Consider the following 21,653-nt stretch of genomic DNA (forward strand, 5'->3'; position numbering starts at 1 on the left):
ACAACAGCGGCTATTCCCCCAACGTGACAGTCAGCGCTCTCCCCGATGACCTCACGTCATATGAGGGACACATTCACGGGCAGACCAACGCAGTCGGAACGCACGACATCCACGTAACCGCCACGGACCCCGCCGGCAATAGCGCGACGGCGACCATCCCGCTCGAGGTGCGCGACACGAAGAAGCCGACCATCAACGTGCGGAGCAACGCTCGCTGGGAAGCCAATTCGGAATTCAATGACTCCATCAGCGTCGACGTTGACGACGTAACCCCAGTCAGTGTGCGCGTCGACGGCCTGCCCCGAGGCCTGTCTTATGACGACACCAACGGCGTCATCGATGGCGTCACCGACGCGGTCGGCTCGCACGCCGTCACCATCAGCGCTACCGACACCAGCGGCAACACGTCCGAGTCGGAGCTCGAGCTGGTTGTGGAGGACACCACTGGACCTACAGTGCAAAACACCGAGTTTGAGCACGAAATTGGTACACCGTTCTCGCATGTTGTTGATGCAACAGACAGCGTAGGGGTGGAGCGGGTTACCGTTTCGGGCCTCCCGCACGGACTGCGTTTCGACGAAAGCTCCCGCACCATCAGCGGTACCCCGTCAGACCTCGGCGCCTTCCAAGCTTCCGTCAAGGCGTTTGATGCGGCCGGAAATACGGGCCAGGGCACAATTGGATTCCGCGTGGTGGACACCGTCCGGCCTCGCATCTTGGTGGACCACAACCCGCCTGCAGCAACCAAGTTCGACTTGCCTATCGGTGTCGAGGACGCAACTGAAACGGCATTGTCTGTGACCGGTCTGCCAGCTGGTCTGCGACTTAAAGGTAGCCGAATTGTTGGCTCGACCAAGCATTCGGGCACACACCGCGTAGTCATCACCGCCACGGATGAAGCTGGCAATCAAGCTTCCGAGACAATCACGCTGTCGGTGCCGAAGCCTCGCCCAACCAAGACAACAACCGCTTCGAAGCCTTCTACGTCAGCTCCGCAGAAGCCGAAGGAGACAACTCCCGCTGCAGAGCCTCCTCGCCAGACACCGGTTCCGACTAAGTCAACAGGCAAGACAACATCGTCTGCAGCACCGTCTGAGAAAACTACGGCAACTACTACACAATCCGAGCCTCCTGCCTCAGATCCAACGCAGCCTCAGGTTGCAGAGGACGGCAGCGCTTCCGGTTCCTCGAAGGGTGGAATCGCCGCACTGGTAATTCTGGGCATCATCGCGTTGGTTGGTGGTGTCGTCGCTACGAACCCTCAGATCATGAAGCAGATTCAGTCGATGCTGCCGTAGGAAGATGCGCCGACGTGGTTAAACCTTGGGTGTGTCCCAATCCCACGTCGGTGCGGCTTCATCCGCAAACGAATCCACACCCCACCCATCCAACTCAATCTCGGCAGCATCATCGCGATACCCCACCCGACCAGGCTCACACACCCACTGCTCACCACTGGCAAACCGGAAATACAACGTCGGGCCAGGCTTGACCACCCGAATAAACCCATCCGTGACCAACGAATGACACCTCGAGCACAACGGCACCAAATTCTCCAAATCCGTCGCACCACCTTCAGCCCAATCCCGAATATGATGCATCTGCAAAAACCGCGTATGCCCACAGCCTGGCACCGCACACTTATGCCCCCACATCCCTAGAAGCACCTGCACCTGCTTCGGGCTTGCAAGCCTGCGTTTGCGCCCAAACCTAATCACCTGCCCCTGGGCGTCATAGAGCACACCCATCAAATCTGCATGATCTACCAAGTTGGCAAGCCGTGCGGCAGGCGCCGCCATGTGATTCGGTAAAAACGCTCGCCCATCTGATGTCATATGCACCATCACCTGTGCCGCCGGCGCCATCGTGGCGTGTGTGGCAGCCCCGGTGCGCACCATGTGCACCATCCCCATGAGTGATTGCAGCATTAATCGTGCCGGTGGCAGCCCGAAGGTCGAGCGCATCATCTGCGCATCAGCCTCATCCACCGCGTTATCATCCGCATAGGCGTGTGCGCCTGCACGCAGGGCTGCTTGAAAGGCCACACCGTCGGTAGCGTTCATGCAAAACCAGCCGCGTACGTATTGGCCATCTTCGCGGATGGTCAGCCCGCAGTGTTCACCAGCATCCTGAGGTTGTTTCTCGGTGGGGGTTGCGCCTGCCAGGGCATGTACGAGGCCTTGGTAGCCGGAGTAGCGCGCTATTTCTACGAGTTCGTGTTGGTTTGTGTCGGTGGCGTAGTCGAGCATGTAGCGCACGCTGGTGTAGTCGATGCTTCCTTGTCGCAGCGCGTCGAGGATGGTGGGAAAGGCGGTGAGTTTGCGTGCGACGGCGGCGTATTCGTAGGCGCGGGTGCGTTTCATTTTTAGCACTCTGGCAAGCCATGCCCCGGTTGAGGCACACCCGTATGCTTCGGCGAGGTTGTGGGTGTCGAATTCGGCGATCGCGGTCAGTATTTCCGCGTGCGAGTATGCGAACAGGCGTGCGCTTTCTACGATGGTGTTGATGATGGTGTCGGCGTCGATGGTGGTGTGCATGGTTCCCCCTGGTGTTTTGGTTGTTTTGTTTAGTATACGTGTTCGAATGGTGGTGTCAAGAGGTTTATTCAAATATTTGTTGGTGGGTGTCCGCGCGGCGGACAGTGTGGGGGTTGGCTTTTCGACGCCCACCTTCGAGCACGGGTGTGTGAGTGGGTGTCCGCGCGGCGGAATACGGGAATCGGCGGTAGAGATCACGAAGTGGTATCCGCGCGGCGGACTGTGAACAAGGCCGTCGCAAAGGGCTCGAAGTGTCCGCGCCGCGGAATGCTACTGGAGTCGACTAAAGCTTCGTTGGAGTCCGCGCGGCGGACAGTAAATAAGGTTGGCCTGCACTAACCGGCGAGTAGTCCGCCCCGCGGAACGCATGCTTCGCCGATGCAATTCACGAAGCGGTGTCCGCGCCGCGGAAACCTTACTTATTGAGAGGTGGGTTGAGCCAAGCTTCGCCAGCTGTTTGTCCGCCCCGCGGACACCCACATCAACCAATCAGCATGCCGCAACCGGCAGCTGATCTAGCTGGCTCCGGAGCTGTTCTGCAACGGCGTTAGCCATGGCCTGGCCGGTTTGGTAGCTGCCGTCGGCGGGGACAACGACCAAAGCCAAAGCAACGTCCTGCCCTGCGGAATTTGACACGAGTCCCATCTGGCGCACTTCGTATCCACCAGTCACCGAGGGCCCCCACCCGCCTTTGAACCGCGCATTGGGGAGCTGGCCGAGACCGTAGTCCTGCCCGGGCACGATGTGTCCCATCAGTTCAAGGACGGGGCCGGCGCCGCTCAGGCAGCTCAGATTGGACATGAAGGTGGACTCCTCGGCGGCGGTGAGCATGGTTTGGCCGAAGGTTGAGAACTCGGGCCGGATGCGTTCGGTGTTGATGGTTTTTGGTACGCCACCCTCGGCCAAGACGGTATCGCCGGCGCCGGGTGGCAGGGCGTTCCAGAGTTGCAGCGCGGCGTCGTTGTCTGAGGCGGTGATCGCGGCGGGTGCTGCGAGCTGCGCGGTGTCGGGCGCCACGCGGTACGCGGCAACTGCGAGGGGGACTTTGATGGTTGACCAGGCAGGCATCGCTGGGTCGTCGCTGCTGCCGACCCCGCCCGCGGCGACTGCGACGGTGCCTCCGAACTGGTTGGCAACAGCATCAGCGATGGCGGAAAGCAGCTTATCGACGTCCTCTTCGCCCACCGGTTCGTCAACTGGTGCAGGCGGCTGAGCGTTCGGGTGCGTTGTCGTTGAGGTGACGGTGATGGTCGGCGGGGCGTCGTTAGTGGGTGTCCCGCAGGCCCCGAGGGCGGTCACGGCGAGGAGGGCGCAGCATGCTCGTTTCACCTCCACCACCCTAGTGCCCCGGGCACGAAAAAACCCGCACACGAGGTGCGGGTTTTCACGAGTGCTGAATTAGCCCTGACGAGCCTTGAAGCGTGGCTCCTTCTTGTTCAGGACGTAAACCTTGCCACGGCGGCGCACAACCTGGGCGCCCGGCTTGTTCTTCAGCGACCGAAGCGACTTGCGGACCTTCATCGGGCGCTCCTTTCTAATCGAGGATCTTCATCTTCGTGCGACCACTGGAAACAGTCTGGTCGCGACACGTCGCGTTATATTACCCCATCACGTGGGGAAACCAAAACGCCGGTGCTACTTGGTGTAGCGTTGCTCCATTTCCGACGCCACTTCGTCCAGACTCCGGTTCATTGTTTCGGGGACGAAGTAGCGGACGAATCCTGCTGCAAGGATGCCACAGATGATGAAGATGGAGAAGGTGGCGGTGGCGGAGAGGGCGTCGACAAGTGGGAGGAAGAACTGGGCGACGATCCAGTTCATGACCCACAGTGCAAGCCCTGCGAGGCCCATGCCGGCGCCGCGGATTTGTGGCGGGACCAGCTCGGAGATAAGCAGCCAGGTGGTGGGCGAGACTGCTGCCTGCTGCGACGCGATGAACAGCGCCATGCAGGCGAGTGAGACCCACGCGAGTGCGGCGTTGTTTTCCGCGGCACGGTACGTGAGCGTGAGTGCGAAGAGGAAGATGACGTTGCCGCTCAGGCCGATGAGCAGTAGTCGTTTGCGGCCGATCCTGTCGATGACCTGCAGTCCGACCCAGCACGCGACGACGGAGACGAGCCCGATCACCATGGAGGTGTAGACGGCGTTTTCGGTGGAGAGGCCGACTTTGTTCATCATCGTTGGCGCGAAGTAGACGATGGCGTTCACACCGGTGACCTGCTGCGTGATGCCGAGCAGCGCGGCGATCAGCACGGTCATGCGTAGCCACCGAACGTTGCGCAGACGTGCCCACTCGCCGCCACGCTGGGCGCGAAGCTCGGCGTCTTCGGTGGTTTCGAGGGTGAGTTCTTCACGCGTCATGCCGACTCGGTCGCCGATGGTGAGGGCTGCGTCGATACGCTGGTGGCGGGCGAGCCACAGGGGCGTTTCAGGCAGGAATGCCATGCCGACGGCCAGGGCGGCTCCGGGGACTGCGGCGAGTCCGAGCATCAGCTGCCAGCTGCCGGTCGAGGCGAGTGCGGAGTTCACGGAGTACGCGAGCAGCTGCCCCACCACAATCATCAGCGTGTTCAGCGATACCATCTTGCCGCGCACCCGGGCGGGCACCATCTCCGAGATGTACATCGGCGCCACGATAGACACTCCGCCGACACCGACCCCTAAGAACGTTCGGGCCGCCGCGAGTGCTTCCACCGACCCCGCAAGCGCGCACCACAGCGAGCCCGCGATGAACACGAGGCCGCCCATTATTAAGGTGCGTTTGCGGCCGAGCCTGTCCGCGATCGCTCCGCCGCTGAGCGCGCCGACCGCGGCACCGACGAGCAACATCGAGGTCACAAGCCCTTCTTGCCCTGGGGTGAGCTGGAATTCGGGGGTGATGTAGAGCAGCGCGCCGCTCATCACGCCGGTGTCGTAGCCGAAGAGCAGCCCGCCCAGCGCGGCGACGCCCGCAACTTTCCGGACGTAGCTTCGTTGGGCAGTGGTGAGTTGTTGCATGCATACCAATATGCACCGTGGGTACGCTGGTTCCTATGTCTCGGCCAGATTCACCGCAAGTTAGCAGCAAACAGCAAGAGATCATCGACACGCTCGGGATCCAACCTTCGATTGATCCCGCGCGAGAAATCGAGCGTCGCGTCGCATTCCTCTGCGACTATGCCCGCGCAGCCTCCTCAGCCGGTTTCGTACTCGGCATTTCCGGGGGCCAGGACTCGACGCTCGCAGGTCGCCTCGCACAGATCGCTGTCGAGCGGCTGCGGGACTCGGGTGTCGACGCCCACTTCCTCGCCGTCCGCCTCCCCCACGGTGTCCAAGTCGACGAGGACGACGCCCAGTTGGCGCTCCGCTTCATCGAACCGGATGAGACGGTGACCGTTGACATCGCACCTGCAACGAAAGCGCTCAGCGACGAGGCCGCTGACGCGTTGGGGGCGCCCCTCAGCGACTTCAACAAGGGCAACGTGAAGGCCCGACTTCGGATGGTGGCGCAGTACGCGCTTGCTGGCGAGCGCAACCTCCTGGTCATCGGCACTGACCACGCGGCGGAAAACGTCACCGGTTTCTTCACCAAGTTCGGCGATGGCGCCGCCGACCTCACCCCCCTCGCCGGCCTCAACAAACGCCAAGGCGCAGCTCTCCTCCGCGAGCTCGGCGCCGACTCTCGTCTCTGGGAGAAAGTCCCCACCGCCGACCTGGAAGAGGACCGCCCGGCGCTGCCCGACGAGGAAGCACTCGGCGTGACCTACCAGCACATCGACGATTACCTCGAAGGCAACACCGTTCCGTCCGCGGCGGCGGAACGCATCGAGCACCTGTGGCGCATCGGCCAGCACAAACGACACCTGCCCCCAGGGCCAGATACCTCCTGGTGGAAGGCTTAAACCGCTACGTCTAATGTCGCCTGCGCGGCGTTGGCAAGCTCACCCGCGTACGCCGGCCCGTGCGTCAGCGCGTGCACAGCCAGCGGGTGAAGCTGGTGAATCGGGATGCGCCGACGCCATCCCTCCCCCAGGCTCGCCCGCGACTCGTAGCCCGCAACGATATCTTCCAAAAACGGTGCGCCGAACAGCGCCAACATCGCAATGTCCGTCAGCGGGTGTCCACCGTGCGCCGCCGGGTCAATGAACCGTGGGCCCGACTCGTCGAAAAGCAGGTTGCCCGCCCAAAGATCCCCGTGGATACGCGCCAGCGGGGCGTCCTCGTCCTCTTCAACGAGCGCAGCGCAGGCGCGTTCCACGAGCTCTAGCTGCTGCTTCGAAATATTTCCCGCCACATGTGCAGCCCGCGCAAACGGCAGCACGCGCTGCTCGGTATAAAACTTCGCCCACCGCTGCTCCGGCACGCAGTCCTGCTCAACCCGGCCGATGAAGTTCGGGCCATCCCACCCGGTCGGCGGCGCACCGAAGGCTTCAGCGCCCATCGCGTGGATCTTCGCCAGCTCCTCCCCCGCCCGGCGCGCCGCGTCACGAGTGGGCCGCACGGTCTCGACACGTTCTATTCGCAGCGTCCGCTGCTCCTCGTCCACGCCGCAGACCTCCACGACTGCGTCGCTGCCCTCGCGCAGCCAGCGCAGCCCCGCCGCCTCGCTGCTCGCCTGGCCCGGCGCGATACAACGCTTACTGAAATCACTCAAGGTGGCCCTCCAATGCAAGCAAAAATCGCTTCATATCTTCCCCACCACGGTAGCGCCCGAGGTGGCCATCGCTACGCACGACCCGGTGACACGGAATGAGCAGCGGCAGCGGATTTTTCGCGCAGGCAGTGCCGACGGCACGCACCGCCCCCGGATTATCGACGTCCACCGCTAGCCCCTTATACGTCGTCACCTCGCCGAACGGCACGTGTTGGAGCGCGTCCAGCACCTTCGTCCGAAACGGCGGGAGGCCTTCAAGGTCGAGCGGGACATCGAAAGACGTTCGTGTCCCGGCAAAGTACTCCTCGAGCTGCCCGCGGACGGCACCAATCGGTCCCGGGCGCGCGCCTGTGGCGTGGATTACCTCAGCGGGGTCGTCCGTCGGCAACGCGATCCGGCGTACTCCGCGGGGCGAAACGACAACCGTCAGTGTTCCGACCTGCGTCTCGACGGTAGCGAACGATGTTGCATACATGGCACCAGTACTAGCACCTTGCTATGGTGCCAGCCATGACCACCTACATTCCCCCACCCGGATACACGGCGATCACGGTCCCGGAGGACCACGATGGGCGGCGGATACACAAGTTCCTCGCCGGCCACACCACGTGCCCCGCGACCATGCTGTTCAAACTCGCACGCAAGGGGGCGTTGCGGGTCAACCAGAAACGAATCAAGCAGGATCACCGCGTCCGTGGCGGGGACGTGATCACGTTGCCGGGTGAGTTCTGTAAGGAAGCGAAGAGGGCGTCGAAAAGTAAGAACCATGGGTTTGAGATGCTGTGGGAGGGGCCGACGGCGCTGGTAGTAAATAAGCCGGCGGGGGTGCCGGTGCATGCGGGGACAGGGACGCGGCGCGGCGTCATCGAGCGGATCCGTGACGTGTACCCCGACGCTGAGCTTGCGCACCGCATCGATAAGGAGACGTCAGGGGCGCTGCTGATTACGCTGAATCACGCGGAGCTACGCCACCTGCAACGAGCCTTCCGCGAGCAGAACGTGATCCGCATCTACCGCGCGGTCGTGGAGGGACGCTGGGCGGGCGCGCGCGACGTAAAGGCCCCGATCGCGCGAACACCGAAAACCATGGTCGTAAGCGCCGACGGCGACGACGCCCACACACGATTCCGCCGCGTGGAAAACCGCGGGCCGAACACGCTCGTCGAGGCCGAGCTCATTACTGGACGACGCCACCAAATCCGCGTGCACGCCGCCCACGAAAGCCACCCCATCATCGGCGACCGCGCGTACGGCTCCCGCACGAGCGCGCAGCGCATGTTCCTGCACGCCTACCGGCTGGAGTTCACGCTGCGTAACAGCGAGCGCGTCGTGGTGACGGCGCCGGTCCGGGAACACAAAAACCGCAGGTCTTAAGCAACCTGCGGTCTTTTCTGTGGAGCTAACGGGATTCGAACCCGTGACCCCCACACTGCCAGTGTGGTGCGCTACCAACTGCGCCATAGCCCCGCGCACGCTAAAACACGCGTAGGAGTCAGTTTATACCGTGCGTTTAATGCGAGGCAAATGCAACCGGGGCTGCCCGGAGGACCATGATGCTCAGCGGTGGGACAGTAACGTCGCCGTGTGAAGTGAGTGCTCGTGGCGTCTCGTAGACGTCCGTTGCCTGGATCATCACTTCGTACTCACCGGTTGGCAGCGGCGCCTGCCACGGTTCCGTCGCGGCGTTCACGTACACGAAGGCGTCGCGATTGCCTGGGAATGCATTTTTCACGGTGTAGCCAACATGATTCATGTGCACGTTGTCAGCACCAGCAACGATTCCGTGCGTGTACTTGCTGTTAATCGCCTCATAACTCGGCAGGCGCATGAAGTCGTAGCGCTTGCGGAACGCGTTCAGGTCGCGGAAGAACTGCACGTGCTTTGCAAACTGAGCTGCTCTGTCGTAGTCGAGCGCGTTGACCTCATCTGGCGACTTGTACGAGTTGTGGTCGCCCGCCTTCGTGCGCAGAAACTCCTGCCCCGCATGAATGAACACTGCTCCGTTGGCCAAGTACTGCGTGGCCGTAGCGAGTGCATGACGCCGCGCGATTTCCTCATCAGACGCGTGCGGCATGCTGCCCTTGAGCTTGTCGAACATCGTGTAGTTATCGTGGGCCTCGTTGTACACCACGGACTGCTCCGGACCCAGGTAGTCCCGCACGTGCTGGGCACCCTTGATGTTGTTCAGCAGGTCCCAAGAACGATGCTCCTGATCCGCGCCGTTTACAAAGCCAGCATGCTCCAACTCAAAGTTGGAGCCCTTGACGGTGTCGCGGTAGTGATCATTGAAGAACGCGATACCCGGCAGCTTGTCGGCGTTCTTCTGGTTCGCGCCGAGCACGCCTTCGGGGTGGTTGCCCATCTCCCACCCCTCCCCGAGGATGACTATCGAAGGATCAATCTCGTTGAGCGCCTCGCGCACGGCGTTCATCGTGTCGACGTCATGAATCCCCATCAGGTCAAACCGGAAGCCATCGATGTTGTATGTTGTGGCCCAGTACGTCACTGAGTCAACGATGTACTTGCGCATCATGGGCCGCTCTGACGCGGTTTCATTGCCGACGCCCGTCCCATCAAGAAAATTGCCTTGCGGGTCCGTCCGGAAGAAATAGTTAGGCACCGTCTGCTGCAACGGCGAGTGCTCCGCGACGTAGACGTGGTTGTACACCACGTCCATGATGACCCGGATACCGTTGTTGTGCAGCGCGTCAATCATGGACTTCAGTTCCATGATCCGCGCGGTTGGGTCCTGGGGGTGCGTCGAATAGGAGCCCTCGGGAACGTTATAGTTTTCCGGATCGTAGCCCCAGTTGTACTGCGCATTAAACGACAGGTCGCCGGTCTCATCCACGCTGCCAAAATCGTAGATCGGCAGCAACTGTAGATGGGTGATACCCAGGGACTTCAAGTAGTCCAGACCCGATGGGTTCCCCGCCTGTGTCTTGGTCCCAGCCTCGGTGAGTCCCAGGAACTTCCCCTTGTGCGTGATGCCATTGTCCGGTCCGATGGTCAGGTCGCGCACGTGTGCCTCATAAATGATGGCGTCCTGCATCGAAGAAAACGGCGCCATACGCTTGCCGGACCACCCCTCGGGCACAATATGTTCCGCATCAACGACCACGGTGTGCTCCCCGTTGGCAGTCACTGCCCGCGCGTAGGGGTCGACGGCTTCGTTGACCGTTCCGTCCCCGAACTCCAGTCGGTAGCGGTACTCCAGCCCGTGGCGGTCACCTTCGAGGGTGAGTTCCCAGATTCCCCGCTCGCCCCTCGCCAGAGGAGTCGCGGCAGCGTTATCGGAGTAGTTCAGAAATTCCACCGACTTCGCCGTCGGCGCCCAGACCCGAAACGTGGTCTTTTCCGGGGTATAGATCGCACCGAGCTCGCCATCGTAGAAATACTTCTCGTGAAACTCGTTCGAGTAATTGATCGCAGACTCACCCTCAACACAGCTCATTGCTACAACAAAAAGCTCCCCACCAGTTCTTAACCGGTGGAGAGCACTCTCTGTGGAGCTAACGGGATTCGAACCCGTGACCCCCACACTGCCAGTGTGGTGCGCTACCAACTGCGCCATAGCCCCTTGAACTCTTACGAGCTTTCATCACCATACACGTGAAGAGAGCCTGGCCACAAATCATGCAGCCAGGCCCCACGCGGACATATAGTTAGCTGTTTGCGACGGTATCGACCCAGTTGTTGATCTCGCCTTCAACGTCCTTGCCGTCAACCATGACGCGCGGAGTCCCCGCCTCACCGCCGCGCTCTTGCTGCAACTTCAAGTTACCGTTCGACATTGCGCGCGCAGCATCGTAATAGGTCTTATCACGGATATCCTGCACCGCCTTGTCGCTCGCGCCGTAGTCACGCGCCAGGTCAGCAAGGTCATCGTCGGTCACCTTCGAGTACACATCCCTCTGGTTCACCATCAGGTGGTCGCGGAGGTTCATCATCGCCGCTGGCTCATCATTAGCGACGAGTGCCAGCTCCGCAGCCAGCCCCATCGTGGAGTGACCGTTGGTCAGGCCATCGAGCGTCACCATCGGGCGCAGCTCGACCTCGATCTTGCCCTCACGCAGCTTCTCGAGCATCTGCTCATCCGTCGCTACTGCCAGATCTGCACAGTGTGGGCACGAAAAGTCCTCGTAGAGCTCTGCCATCGGGGCGTCGTCGACGCCTTCGGCTGCGAGGCGAATGAAGTGGTCGTCCTCGTTCCAGCTCACAGTGATGCCAGTAGTGTCAATCATGTTCTCGGCCATGGCTGCCTCGCGGCCCTTCTTGCCGTTGACGAAAATCAGGCCGATCACAAGCGCCGCGATCGCAATCACTGCAACGATTGCCCAGATGAACCCTGCACCGTTCTTCTCGTTCGGGTTCTTCACCTTACGGGTAGTCACGTATTTACTCCTTGACGTTGGAAATTGCCCAACAGCTTAATCGCTGGATGAGGCTATGGATAAATCGCAAACTTCTTGTACGGCACATAAATCATGAACAAGGTCGCCGCGATCAAGACGACGTCGCGCAGGATCGTCTCAATGAGGTTCGTGCCCTCATCTGACGGCTGCGGGCCAAAGCACCCACAGTCGATGACCAGCCCTCGCGACCACGCCGAGTACATCCCGATGATGAACAGCACCAGGACCCCGATCGAGACCCAGCCGCATTCGCGCAGCTTGATGCCAGCCAGCAGGAGCAGCCCACCGGCCAGCTCCAACGGTCCGATCCACTGCGCCAAAATATTCGACCACTCATGGGTGAAAATCTCGTACGCAATGATGTTTTGCGTCACTTCCATATGGGCGCCAATCTTGGTCCACCCGGCGACAATCCACACAGCCGCCAGCCCAAATCGCGCCGCAGCCGACGCGATTTCCAGCAGCTTGCCTCTTGCCTGTTTGGTCTCGTGTGTCTCAGTCACGATTGGCCATTCTATCCGAGCACCTGCGCAACAAGCTCTTTCGCAGCCTGCTGCACCTGCGCCAAATGCTCCTTGCCCTTGAAGCTCTCGGCGTAAATCTTGTACTTGTCCTCCGTGCCCGATGGTCGCGCCGCGAACCAGGCGTTTTCCGTGGTGACCTTCAGGCCGCCAATCGGTGCACCGTTGCCTGGTGCCTCGGTCAGCTTCGCGGTGATTGGTTCACCAGCCAGCTCGGTCGCGGTGACTTGCTCCGGGGAGAGCGCCTTCAGCGTCGCCTTCTGCTCGCGGTTCGCCGGGGCATCGATACGAGCGTATGCCGGGGAGCCGAACTTCTCAGCGAGCTCAGCGTAGCGTTGCGACGGCGTCTTCCCCGTCACAGCTGTAATCTCCGCCGCGAGCAGATCCAGAATCAGGCCGTCCTTATCAGTCGACCACACCGTGCCATCCTTCCGCAGGAAGGACGCACCCGCGGATTCTTCGCCGCCGAAGCCAACGGTGCCGTCGATAAGCCCTGGCACGAACCACTTAAAGCCAACCGGGACCTCAACGAGCGTGCGCCCGAGCGACGCCACAACGCGGTCAATCATCGACGAGGACACCAGCGTCTTGCCAACCGCGGTGTTGTCCGCCCAGCCCTCGCGATGTGAGAACAGGTACTCAATCGCGACGGCGAGGTAGTGGTTCGGGTTCATCAGGCCGGCGTCCGGCGTGACGATCCCGTGGCGGTCCGAGTCAGCGTCATTGCCGGTAGCGATGTCATACTTGTCACGATTGTGCACCAGCGACGCCATCGAGTCCGGCGAGGAGCAATCCATGCGAATCTTGCCATCAGTGTCGAGCGTCATGAAACGCCAGGTCGGGTCGACCTCCGGGTTCACCACGGTCATATTCAGGCCGTGCTTCTCAGCGATTGCACCCCAATAATCGACGCTCGCTCCGCCCATCGGATCAGCGCCGATGCTCAGACCGGATTCACGAATCGCCGCAATGTCGACGACGTTCGGCAAGTCATTGATGTAGTTATTCAGGTAGTCATAGCGCTGCGCACGCTCATCGAGCACACCAGACGCCGCGGAGCGCTTCACGCCCTCCAAACCGTTTGCGATATACTCGTTCGCCCGCTTCGCAATCCAGTCAGTCGCGTCCGTGTCAGCCGGACCACCCGACGGCGGGTTGTACTTGAAACCACCATCACGCGGGGGATTGTGCGACGGCGTAATCACAATGCCGTCCGCGCGCTTCGGATCAGTACCCGTGACCCCGCCAGAAAGCTTCGCGTTGTGCGACAAGATTGCGTGCGACACCGCCGGAGTCGGTGTGTAACGCCCAGCGGCGTCAACAAGCACCTCAACCCCATTGCCAAACAGCACCTCAAGCGCGGAGACCATCGCCGGCTCAGACAACGCGTGCGTATCGCGCCCGATGAAGACCGGACCGCCAATGTTTTGCTCACGACGGTAGTCGACGATCGCCTGCGTGGTCGCCAGAATATGCACCTCATTAAACGCGTTATCCAGCGAAGAACCACGGTGACCAGAGGTACCAAACACCACCTGCTGGTCAGGATTGTGCGGGTCTACATCACGGGTGTAGTAAGCAGTCACCAACGACGCAATATCGATCAAATCTTCCGGGCGGGCAATCTGGCCAGCACGTTCATGAGCCATACGACAACATCCTTTCGAATACGTTCACACCCATCTTTCCCTTTTTTGGAAACTTCCGCCAGAAAAATCGTACAAACCGTGTACACACGGAAGGTTATGTGTCTATTATCTCAATCACGTTATCGGGAGAAAGGTAACCTGGCCCACACCCTATTGCGAAAGGATCACGATGGCTGCGCAACTCAACGAAACCCTCGGTACGATCGCCTCGTTCGTCTGGGGCCCATTCCTGCTCATCCCGCTGCTGCTCGGCACGGGCCTCTTCCTGACCGTCCGAATGGGTGGCATCCAGTTCCGCACGCTCGGCCGCGCGACCCGCCACGCGTTCGTCGATAAGAATGAAGAAGGCTCCGGCGACATCAGCAACTACCAGGCCTTAACGACGGCCCTCGCCGCAACAGTCGGCACCGGCAACATCGTCGGCGTAGCCACCGCGATCTCGATCGGTGGGCCGGGCTCCCTGCTCTGGATCTGGGTCACAGGCATCGTCGGTATGGCGTCGAAATACTCCGAGGCCTACCTCGGCGTCCGCTTCCGCACCACCGACGACAAAGGACGCCAACAAGGCGGACCACACGAGTACCTCCGCCGCGGAATCCCGGGCCCGCTGGGGTCCGTGCTCGCGGTCGCGTTCATGCTCTTTACTATCTTCGCGTCTTTCGGCATCGGTAACCTCACTCAAGGCAATTCCATCGCTGCAGGCATGCAGGAAGCATTCGGCATCGAACCTACTGTCTCCGGCATCCTGATCTTCATTGGCGTCGGCGCAGCCATCTTGGGTGGTATTGAAGGCATCGGCAAGATCACGGCAGCGTTCGTTCCCCTGATGATTGTTCTCTATGTCGGTGGCGGCATCGTCGCGCTCGCTTTGATGGCAGACCAGATCCCTGCCGCTATCTCTCTCATCTTCCACGACGCGTTCACCGGCTCAGCCGCGACCGGTGGCTTCGTCGGCTCCACCATCATGATGGCAATCCAGTTCGGTGTTGCCCGCGGCATCTTCTCCAACGAGTCTGGCATGGGCTCTGCAGCAATCGCCGCTGCGGCAGCGAAGACCCAGCACCCCACCCGCCAGGCGCTGGTATCCATGACCCAGACGTTCATTGACACCCTGATCGTTGTTACCATCACCGGCCTTGTCATCGTGACCTCCGGGACCTGGGACATGGGACGCGACGAGGCAGCAGTCATGACCGCACGCGGCTTCTCGACGGTCCTGCCAGGCACCTGGGGCGGCGACATCGTCTCCGTTTCCCTCATCTTCTTCGCATTCTCTACGATCCTGGGCTGGTCCTACTACGGCGAACGCGCCGCAACCGCCCTCTTCGGCCAGTGGGCTTCATTGCCATACAAGATGTTCTTTACCGCCGTAGCGTTCCTCGGCGCCACCACGCACCTCGAACTCGTATGGACGTTCTCCGACCTGGCGAACGGCCTCATGGCAATCCCGAATCTCATCGGTCTACTGCTGCTTTCCGGGCTCGTCGCCCGTGAGACTCGCGAGTACCTCAAATTCAATCCGAAGCTTCGCCGTAGCCCCGAGGAGGTTGCAGTATTTGTAAAGCAGCAAGGCATGAATTGGGAGTAAGCGCACTAGTAGACTTCTGGTGTGCAATTACAAAACATTGAGTCGAATGAGCCCCTCGCGGTAGGCGTCGGAGCTGGCACGGGAGCACTTACACGCTACGTGCTTACAGCGGGACTCCTTGCGGTGCTGCCTGCAGCACCGCATTACGCTTTTCTGGTCACGCTTGGCATCAACGTCTTAGGCAGCTACGCAATGGGTTACTTCCGACCAGGCCCATTACTCGGCACAGGTTTCCTCGGAGGCTTCACGACGTTCTCCGCTCTCACCGTCGCCGCAGCGCAAACGACTGCAATCACTGCGTTCATCTACGTACTCTCCAGCGTTGTTCTCTGCATCGCTGGCTGGTGGGCTGGCGACACCATGCGTGATCGCAAGGAGGCAGGTGATCGATAGTGTTTATTGACCCAATTGCTATCCCTGCAGTGTTCTTTGGCGGCGCGTTAGGCGGCGCCACACGGTGGTGGATTAGTTCCGCCCTCCCCCCGCGCAAGGGCACCTTCACGGCCAACGCTGCTGCATCCATGGTCCTCGGTTTTACAGTCGCGATGGCGCCGATGTGGGCGGTGTTCATTGGAACGGGATTTGCTGGTGCGCTCTCTACATGGTCAACGCTCGCCAAAGAAGCAGGAATGCTGCTCAAAGAGCGCAGGTACGCACCATGCGCGAAGTATCTGTTGTGGACGCTCGCCGTCGGCGTTGCGTTCGCAGGGCTAGGCGCCATGCGCGGTAACGCGGCATTTTAGACGACTACCAAGCGCTGCAAATACTTTTGGTGTGTTGTCTGTGGATCAGAATTGGTAACCGGCCACACACAACCATCCCTGTTTGTTTGTTGTGGGGGTACACAAAAAAGAGTGTGGTGGGTACCACCACCCCCACAACGGGAATAATGGAACCCACCACACACAAGAAAATGAAGTTATAGGCCGGCGGTAACCTACTCTCCCACACCCTCCCAGGTGCAGTACCATCAGCGCGGGCGGGCTTAGCTAACCGGGTTCGGAAAGGGACCGGGCGTTTCCCCGCCGCCATCAACCACCGACACGACCAAAATCGTGCCAACACAATACTGTTGATAACAACGACAATATTCACATATCAGCACAGGCATGTCATGCCAGACACTGCACAGTGGACGCAAACACTCTTCTTCGCGGAAGAACACTCAAAACTCTTGACCATAAACAACACCAACATGTGTGTGCTTTGTTTTAGTCTCGGTGTAATTAGTACCAGTCACCTTACACACCTCACAGTGCTACCAGAATCCGGCCTATCAACCCCATCATCTCTAGGGAACCTCAAACGAAACCTCATCTCAAAACAGGCTTCCCGCTTAGATGCTTTCAGCGGTTATCCCTCCCGTACGTAGCCAACCAGCCCTGCTCCTGGCGGAACAACTGGCACACCAGAGGTACGTCCGTCCCGGTCCTCTCGTACTAGGGACAGCCTTCTTCAAGTTTCAACGCGCGCGGCGGATAGAGACCGAACTGTCTCACGACGTTCTGAACCCAGCTCGCGTGCCGCTTTAATGGGCGAACAGCCCAACCCTTGGGACCTACTCCAGCCCCAGGATGCGACGAGCCGACATCGAGGTGCCAAACCATCCCGTCGATATGGACTCTTGGGGAAGATCAGCCTGTTATCCCCGGGGTACCTTTTATCCGTTGAGCGACACCACATCCACAAGTAGGTGCCGGATCACTAGTCCCGACTTTCGTCCCTGCTCGACTTGTAAGTCTCACAGTCAAGCTCCCTTGTGCACTTACACTCACCACCTGATTGCCAACCAGGCTGAGGGAACCTTTGGGCGCCTCCGTTACATTTTGGGAGGCAACCGCCCCAGTTAAACTACCCACCAGGCACTGTCCCCAACCCAGATCATGGGCCAAGGTTAGACATCCACTACGGTCAGAGTGGTATTTCAACAACGACTCCACAATCACTAGCGTGACCACTTCACAGTCTCCCACCTATCCTACACAAACCGCACCGAATACCAATACCAAGCTATAGTGAAGGTCCCGGGGTCTTTTCGTCCTGCCGCGCGAAACGAGCATCTTTACTCGTACTGCAATTTCACCGGGCCTGTGGTTGAGACAGCAGGGGAGTCGTTACGCCATTCGTGCAGGTCGGAACTTACCCGACAAGGAATTTCGCTACCTTAGGATGGTTATAGTTACCACCGCCGTTTACTGGGGCTTAAATTCTCCGCTTCGGACATGCGTCCTAACAGGTCCTCTTAACCTTCCAGCACCGGGCAGGCGTCAGTCCGTATACATCAACTTAACCGTCTTCGCACGGACCTGTGTTTTTGATAAACAGTCGCTCCCCTCTATTCTCTGCGACCCCCACCAGCAACACACCGAAACAGTATGCAACCAGCAAGGGCCCCCCTTCTCCCGAAGTTACGGGGGCAATTTGCCGAATTCCTTAACCACAGTTCACCCGACCGCTTTAGTATTCTCTACCTGACCACCTGTGTCGGTTTCGGGTACGGGCCATACACACACATCGCTAGAGGCTTTTCTCGACAGCAAAGGATCACCACCATCACCCAACAATTGGGCTACGCATCACGCCTCACACAAAATATCGACCGCATTTCACAAGTCGACGTGCCACACGCTTACACCAAGATATCCAACACTTGGCGCGGCTACCTGACTGCGTCACCCCATCACTGAACTACCACGGATCAGGCCCCACGCATCACCAACAACCACACACCCAAAAGGATGCGCATGTTGCCAGTTCAGGGTGGTTAGTATCACCGCTTCACTCTTTGTCGCATGCATACGGGTACGGGAATATCAACCCGTTGACCATCGACTACGCCTGTCGGCCTCGCCTTAGGACCCGACTCACCCTGGGAAGACGAACTTGACCCAGGAACCCTTAGTCATCCAGCGGATACGATTCTCACGTATCTCTCGTTACTCATGCCTGCATTCTCACTCGCACACAGTCCACCACCCCTTACAGTATGGCTTCACCCCATGCACGACGCTCCCCTACCCATAGTAAAAACTATGCCGCGGCTTCGGCGGTGTACTTGAGCCCCACTACATTGTCGGCGCAGAACCACTCGACCAGTGAGCTATTACGCACTCTTTCAAGGATGGCTGCTTCTAAGCCAACCTCCTGGCTGTCTTCGCGATCCCACATCCTTTTCCACTTAGTACACCCTTAGGGGCCTTAACCGGCGATCTGGGCTGTTTCCCTCTCGACTATGAAGCTTATCCCCCACAGTCTCACTGCTATAGAACACTTGACCGGCATTCGGAGTTTGGCTGATGTTGCTAAGATGATAGTCCCGCTCAACCAACCAGTAGCTCTACCTCCGGCAAACTACTATAACGCTGCACCTAAATGCATTTCGGGGAGAACCAGCTATCACGGAGTTTGATTGGCCTTTCACCCCTACCCACAACTCATCCCCTCAGTTTTCAACCTAAGTGGGTTCGCGCCTCCACAACCTCTTACAGCTGCTTCACACTGGCCATGGGTAGATCACCCCGCTTCGGGTCCAGGACATGCCACTTACAACACCCAATTAGGATTCGCTTTCGCTACGACTACCCCACACGGGTTAACCTCGCGACATGCCGCTGACTCGCAGGCTCATTCTTCAAAAGGCACGCCATCACACACACGCGGTGCTCTGACGGATTGTAAGCGCACGGTTTCAGGAACTCTTTCACTCCCCTCCCGGGGTACTTTTCACCATTCCCTCACGGTACTTATCCACTATCGGTCACACTTAGTATTTAGGCTTACCGGGTGGTCCCGGCAGATTCACAGCAGATTCCACGAGCCCACTGCTACTCGGGCAAACAATCACCACAACACGACACGCCTTCACGTACAGGGGCTCTCACCCTCTCCGGCACACCATCCCAGGTGACTTCCGCTAACACGCCGCATCATGAGGGTACATGGCAGCATACCCACAATCATCGCCCACAACACCACACGCGCAACCCCTGCCAGGTATCACACACGCATGGTTTAGCCTCATCCACGTTCGCTCGCCACTACTAGCAGAATCACAATTGTTTTCTTCTCCTACGGGTACTGAGATGTTTCACTTCCCCGCGTAACCCCCACACAGACTATACATTCATCTGCAGGTAACACTCCATAACAAGTGCCAGGTTTCCCCATTCGGACATCCTCGGATCAACGCTTTGTTGGCAACTCCCCGAGGCATAACGCAGCCTCACACGTCCTTCATCGGCTAAGCATGCCAAGGCATCCACCGTACGCCCTTGTAACAAAACAAAAACACACAACAAACAAACAACAAACAACCACCACACACAAACAGCATGACAATCACTTGTTGTTAGGCAAACTTACAATCAAAAAATTCTTCCACAAGAATAAAGATGCTCGCGTCCACTATACAGTTCTCACACAACACACCCCACACACCAACCACCAACCAAACCAGTCAGTGATCAACACGCGGAATCATTCAAGACAACACAACTGCTGCCTCAGACACCCAACAGTGCACCAACACACACAACATTTACTTTTCTTGATTACACAACCAGTTACGCACCACCACAACCACAACCACCACACGAATGCATGACAGTCTGTAGCTGGTGTGTCTCCACCCGGAAACAACAATTGGCAGCCACACCTACGGTGACTCAACCAACAAACAAGCCCACAACTGTGAGCCAACAAAATAAAACTCCTTAGAAAGGAGGTGATCCAGCCGCACCTTCCGGTACGGCTACCTTGTTACGACTTCGTCCCAATCGCCGATCCCACCTTCGACAGCTCCCATGACAGGCCACTGGCTTCGGGTGTTACCAACTTTCATGACGTGACGGGCGGTGTGTACAAGGCCCGGGAACGTATTCACCGCAGCGTTGCTGATCTGCGATTACTAGCGACTCCGACTTCATGGGGTCGAGTTGCAGACCCCAATCCGAACTAAGGCCGGCTTTGTGCGATTAGCATCCCCTCACAAGGTAGCAAACGCGCTGTACCGACCATTGTAGCATGTGTGAAGCCCTGGACATAAGGGGCATGATGATTTGACGTCATCCCCACCTTCCTCCGAGTTAACCCCGGCAGTCTCTCATGAGTCCCCACCATTACGTGCTGGCAACATAAGACAAGGGTTGCGCTCGTTGCGGGACTTAACCCAACATCTCACGACACGAGCTGACGACAACCATGCACCACCTGTATAGCGACCACAAGGGAAACCACATCTCTGCGGCGATCCGCTACATGTCAAGCCCAGGTAAGGTTCTTCGCGTTGCATCGAATTAATCCACATGCTCCGCCGCTTGTGCGGGCCCCCGTCAATTCCTTTGAGTTTTAGCCTTGCGGCCGTACTCCCCAGGCGGGGCGCTTAATGCGTTAGCTACGGCACAAATCCCGTGGAAGGGACTCACACCTAGCGCCCACCGTTTACGGCATGGACTACCAGGGTATCTAATCCTGTTCGCTACCCATGCTTTCGCTCCTCAGCGTCAGTTACTGCCCAGAGACCTGCCTTCGCCATCGGTGTTCCTCCTGATATCTGCGCATTTCACCGCTACACCAGGAATTCCAGTCTCCCCTACAGCACTCAAGTTATGCCCGTATCGCCTGCAGTCCCACAGTTAAGCTGTGGACTTACACAAACGACGCGACAAACCACCTACGAGCTCTTTACGCCCAGTAATTCCGGACAACGCTCGCACCCTACGTATTACCGCGGCTGCTGGCACGTAGTTAGCCGGTGCTTCTTCTCCAGGTACCGTCACAAAAATGCTTCGTCCCTAGCGAAAGGAGTTTACAACCCGAAGGCCTTCATCCCCCACGCGGCGTCGCTGCATCAGGCTTGCGCCCATTGTGCAATATTCCCCACTGCTGCCTCCCGTAGGAGTCTGGGCCGTATCTCAGTCCCAATGTGGCCGTACACCCTCTCAGGCCGGCTACCCGTCGACGCCTTGGTAGGCCATTACCCCACCAACAAGCTGATAGGCCGCGAGCTCATCCCATACCGCAAAAGCTTTCCACAACAATATCCAAAAAGTTGTCCTATCCGGTATTAGACCCAGTTTCCCAAGCTTATCCCGAAGTACAGGGCAGATCACCCACGTGTTACTCACCCGTTCGCCACTCGAGTACCAGTGCAAGCACTGGCCTTTCCGTTCGACTTGCATGTGTTAAGCACGCCGCCAGCGTTCATCCTGAGCCAGGATCAAACTCTCCACAAAAACTATTTCAGAAAGAAACAAGGCCGTGAAAAGCCCGAAAACCTAACCAAAAACAAACCAACCACCAACAACAGTCA

At 59.1% G+C, this 21,653-nt stretch carries 16 protein-coding genes, 2 tRNA genes and 3 rRNA genes; 6 read left to right on the forward strand and 15 right to left on the reverse strand.

Features of this window, described 5'->3' with window-relative positions; genetic code table 11:
• Nucleotides 1–23: 23 nt before the first annotated feature.
• Nucleotides 24–1,298 carry a putative Ig domain-containing protein gene (locus R0V12_RS03740; RefSeq protein ID WP_320072867.1) on the forward strand — a complete coding sequence of 425 codons (1,275 nt, stop codon included), beginning with the start codon at nt 24–26 and terminating at the stop codon, nt 1,296–1,298.
• A gap of 18 nt (nt 1,299–1,316) precedes the next feature.
• Here R0V12_RS03740 and R0V12_RS03745 read toward each other — a convergent pair whose 3' ends face one another.
• The 4 genes from R0V12_RS03745 to R0V12_RS03760 all read right to left on the reverse strand — a co-directional run bounded on the left by R0V12_RS03745 (nt 1,317) and on the right by R0V12_RS03760 (nt 5,534).
• Entirely contained in the window at nt 1,317–2,537 is a 1,221-nt protein-coding gene (locus R0V12_RS03745) for an HNH endonuclease signature motif containing protein (protein WP_320072868.1), read from the reverse strand.
• Nucleotides 2,538–3,026: 489 nt separating this feature from the next.
• On the reverse strand, nt 3,027–3,866 hold the full coding sequence (locus R0V12_RS03750) for a serine hydrolase (RefSeq protein WP_320072869.1): 840 nt from the start codon (nt 3,864–3,866) through the stop codon (nt 3,027–3,029).
• A 69-nt stretch (nt 3,867–3,935) separates the two neighbouring features.
• Entirely contained in the window at nt 3,936–4,058 is a 123-nt protein-coding gene (ykgO, locus tag R0V12_RS03755; protein ID WP_018020497.1) for a type B 50S ribosomal protein L36, read from the reverse strand.
• Between the two features lie 114 nt (nt 4,059–4,172).
• Complete coding sequence (locus R0V12_RS03760; protein WP_070361971.1) at nt 4,173–5,534, reverse strand: sugar porter family MFS transporter; 1,362 nt, start codon at nt 5,532–5,534, stop codon at nt 4,173–4,175.
• Between the two features lie 35 nt (nt 5,535–5,569).
• Here R0V12_RS03760 and nadE point away from each other — a divergent pair, with 35 nt between their 5' ends.
• On the forward strand, nt 5,570–6,418 hold the full coding sequence (nadE, locus tag R0V12_RS03765; protein ID WP_320072870.1) for an ammonia-dependent NAD(+) synthetase: 849 nt from the start codon (nt 5,570–5,572) through the stop codon (nt 6,416–6,418).
• On the opposite strand, the gene R0V12_RS03770 is transcribed toward nadE, so the two are convergent.
• Both R0V12_RS03770 and R0V12_RS03775 read right to left on the reverse strand, forming a co-directional pair.
• Nucleotides 6,415–7,170, reverse strand: a complete 756-nt coding sequence (locus R0V12_RS03770) for a fructosamine kinase family protein (RefSeq protein WP_311476088.1) — start codon at nt 7,168–7,170, stop codon at nt 6,415–6,417. The genes nadE and R0V12_RS03770 overlap by 4 nt on opposite strands.
• On the reverse strand, nt 7,163–7,645 hold the full coding sequence (locus tag R0V12_RS03775; protein ID WP_070361968.1) for a methylated-DNA--[protein]-cysteine S-methyltransferase: 483 nt from the start codon (nt 7,643–7,645) through the stop codon (nt 7,163–7,165). Before R0V12_RS03775 ends, R0V12_RS03770 begins: the two co-directional genes overlap by 8 nt.
• Before the next feature lie 35 nt (nt 7,646–7,680).
• Here R0V12_RS03775 and R0V12_RS03780 point away from each other — a divergent pair, with 35 nt between their 5' ends.
• Nucleotides 7,681–8,544, forward strand: a complete 864-nt coding sequence (locus R0V12_RS03780) for an RluA family pseudouridine synthase (protein WP_311476091.1) — start codon at nt 7,681–7,683, stop codon at nt 8,542–8,544.
• Nucleotides 8,545–8,564: 20 nt separating this feature from the next.
• Here the strand turns inward: R0V12_RS03780 and R0V12_RS03785 are convergent.
• From R0V12_RS03785 to pgm, 6 genes are all read right to left on the reverse strand, one after another.
• A tRNA-Ala gene (locus R0V12_RS03785) sits at nt 8,565–8,637 on the reverse strand.
• A gap of 43 nt (nt 8,638–8,680) precedes the next feature.
• The gene (gene pulA, locus R0V12_RS03790) at nt 8,681–10,624 is read right to left on the reverse strand and encodes a type I pullulanase (protein WP_084028543.1); all 1,944 of its coding nucleotides are present in this window, start codon (nt 10,622–10,624) and stop codon (nt 8,681–8,683) included.
• 53 nt (nt 10,625–10,677) lie between these two features.
• Nucleotides 10,678–10,750 (reverse strand) — tRNA-Ala (locus R0V12_RS03795).
• Nucleotides 10,751–10,835: 85 nt separating this feature from the next.
• Nucleotides 10,836–11,564 (reverse strand): DsbA family protein, encoded by a 729-nt coding sequence (locus tag R0V12_RS03800; protein WP_320072871.1) that lies wholly within the window; start codon nt 11,562–11,564, stop codon nt 10,836–10,838.
• 53 nt (nt 11,565–11,617) lie between these two features.
• A complete protein-coding gene (locus R0V12_RS03805) occupies nt 11,618–12,088 on the reverse strand; it encodes a MauE/DoxX family redox-associated membrane protein (RefSeq protein WP_320072872.1) in 471 nt (156 codons plus the stop codon).
• A gap of 11 nt (nt 12,089–12,099) precedes the next feature.
• Complete coding sequence (pgm, locus tag R0V12_RS03810) at nt 12,100–13,755, reverse strand: phosphoglucomutase (alpha-D-glucose-1,6-bisphosphate-dependent) (protein ID WP_070478262.1); 1,656 nt, start codon at nt 13,753–13,755, stop codon at nt 12,100–12,102.
• A 169-nt stretch (nt 13,756–13,924) separates the two neighbouring features.
• Between pgm and R0V12_RS03815 the strand changes: the two genes are divergently transcribed.
• The 3 genes from R0V12_RS03815 to R0V12_RS03825 are packed head-to-tail and all read left to right on the forward strand — an operon-like array spanning nt 13,925 to nt 16,086.
• Complete coding sequence (locus tag R0V12_RS03815) at nt 13,925–15,343, forward strand: alanine/glycine:cation symporter family protein (RefSeq protein ID WP_320072873.1); 1,419 nt, start codon at nt 13,925–13,927, stop codon at nt 15,341–15,343.
• 21 nt (nt 15,344–15,364) lie between these two features.
• Nucleotides 15,365–15,736 carry a CrcB family protein gene (locus R0V12_RS03820; RefSeq protein WP_240492789.1) on the forward strand — a complete coding sequence of 124 codons (372 nt, stop codon included), beginning with the start codon at nt 15,365–15,367 and terminating at the stop codon, nt 15,734–15,736.
• Complete coding sequence (locus R0V12_RS03825; RefSeq protein ID WP_256007910.1) at nt 15,736–16,086, forward strand: fluoride efflux transporter FluC; 351 nt, start codon at nt 15,736–15,738, stop codon at nt 16,084–16,086. Before R0V12_RS03820 ends, R0V12_RS03825 begins: the two co-directional genes overlap by 1 nt.
• Nucleotides 16,087–16,267: 181 nt before the next feature.
• On the opposite strand, the gene rrf is transcribed toward R0V12_RS03825, so the two are convergent.
• The 3 genes from rrf to R0V12_RS03840 all read right to left on the reverse strand — a co-directional run bounded on the left by rrf (nt 16,268) and on the right by R0V12_RS03840 (nt 21,576).
• Nucleotides 16,268–16,386: ribosomal RNA gene (gene rrf / locus R0V12_RS03830) — 5S ribosomal RNA — on the reverse strand.
• Nucleotides 16,387–16,547: 161 nt separating this feature from the next.
• Nucleotides 16,548–19,628: ribosomal RNA gene (locus R0V12_RS03835) — 23S ribosomal RNA — on the reverse strand.
• Between the two features lie 431 nt (nt 19,629–20,059).
• Nucleotides 20,060–21,576: ribosomal RNA gene (locus tag R0V12_RS03840) — 16S ribosomal RNA — on the reverse strand.
• Together the 16S, 23S and 5S rRNA genes form the textbook arrangement of a ribosomal RNA operon.
• Between the last annotated feature and the right edge of the window lie 77 nt (nt 21,577–21,653).

The organism is Corynebacterium sp. UMB2355A (assembly GCF_033877495.1).
GTDB lineage: Bacteria > Actinomycetota > Actinomycetes > Mycobacteriales > Mycobacteriaceae > Corynebacterium > Corynebacterium pseudogenitalium.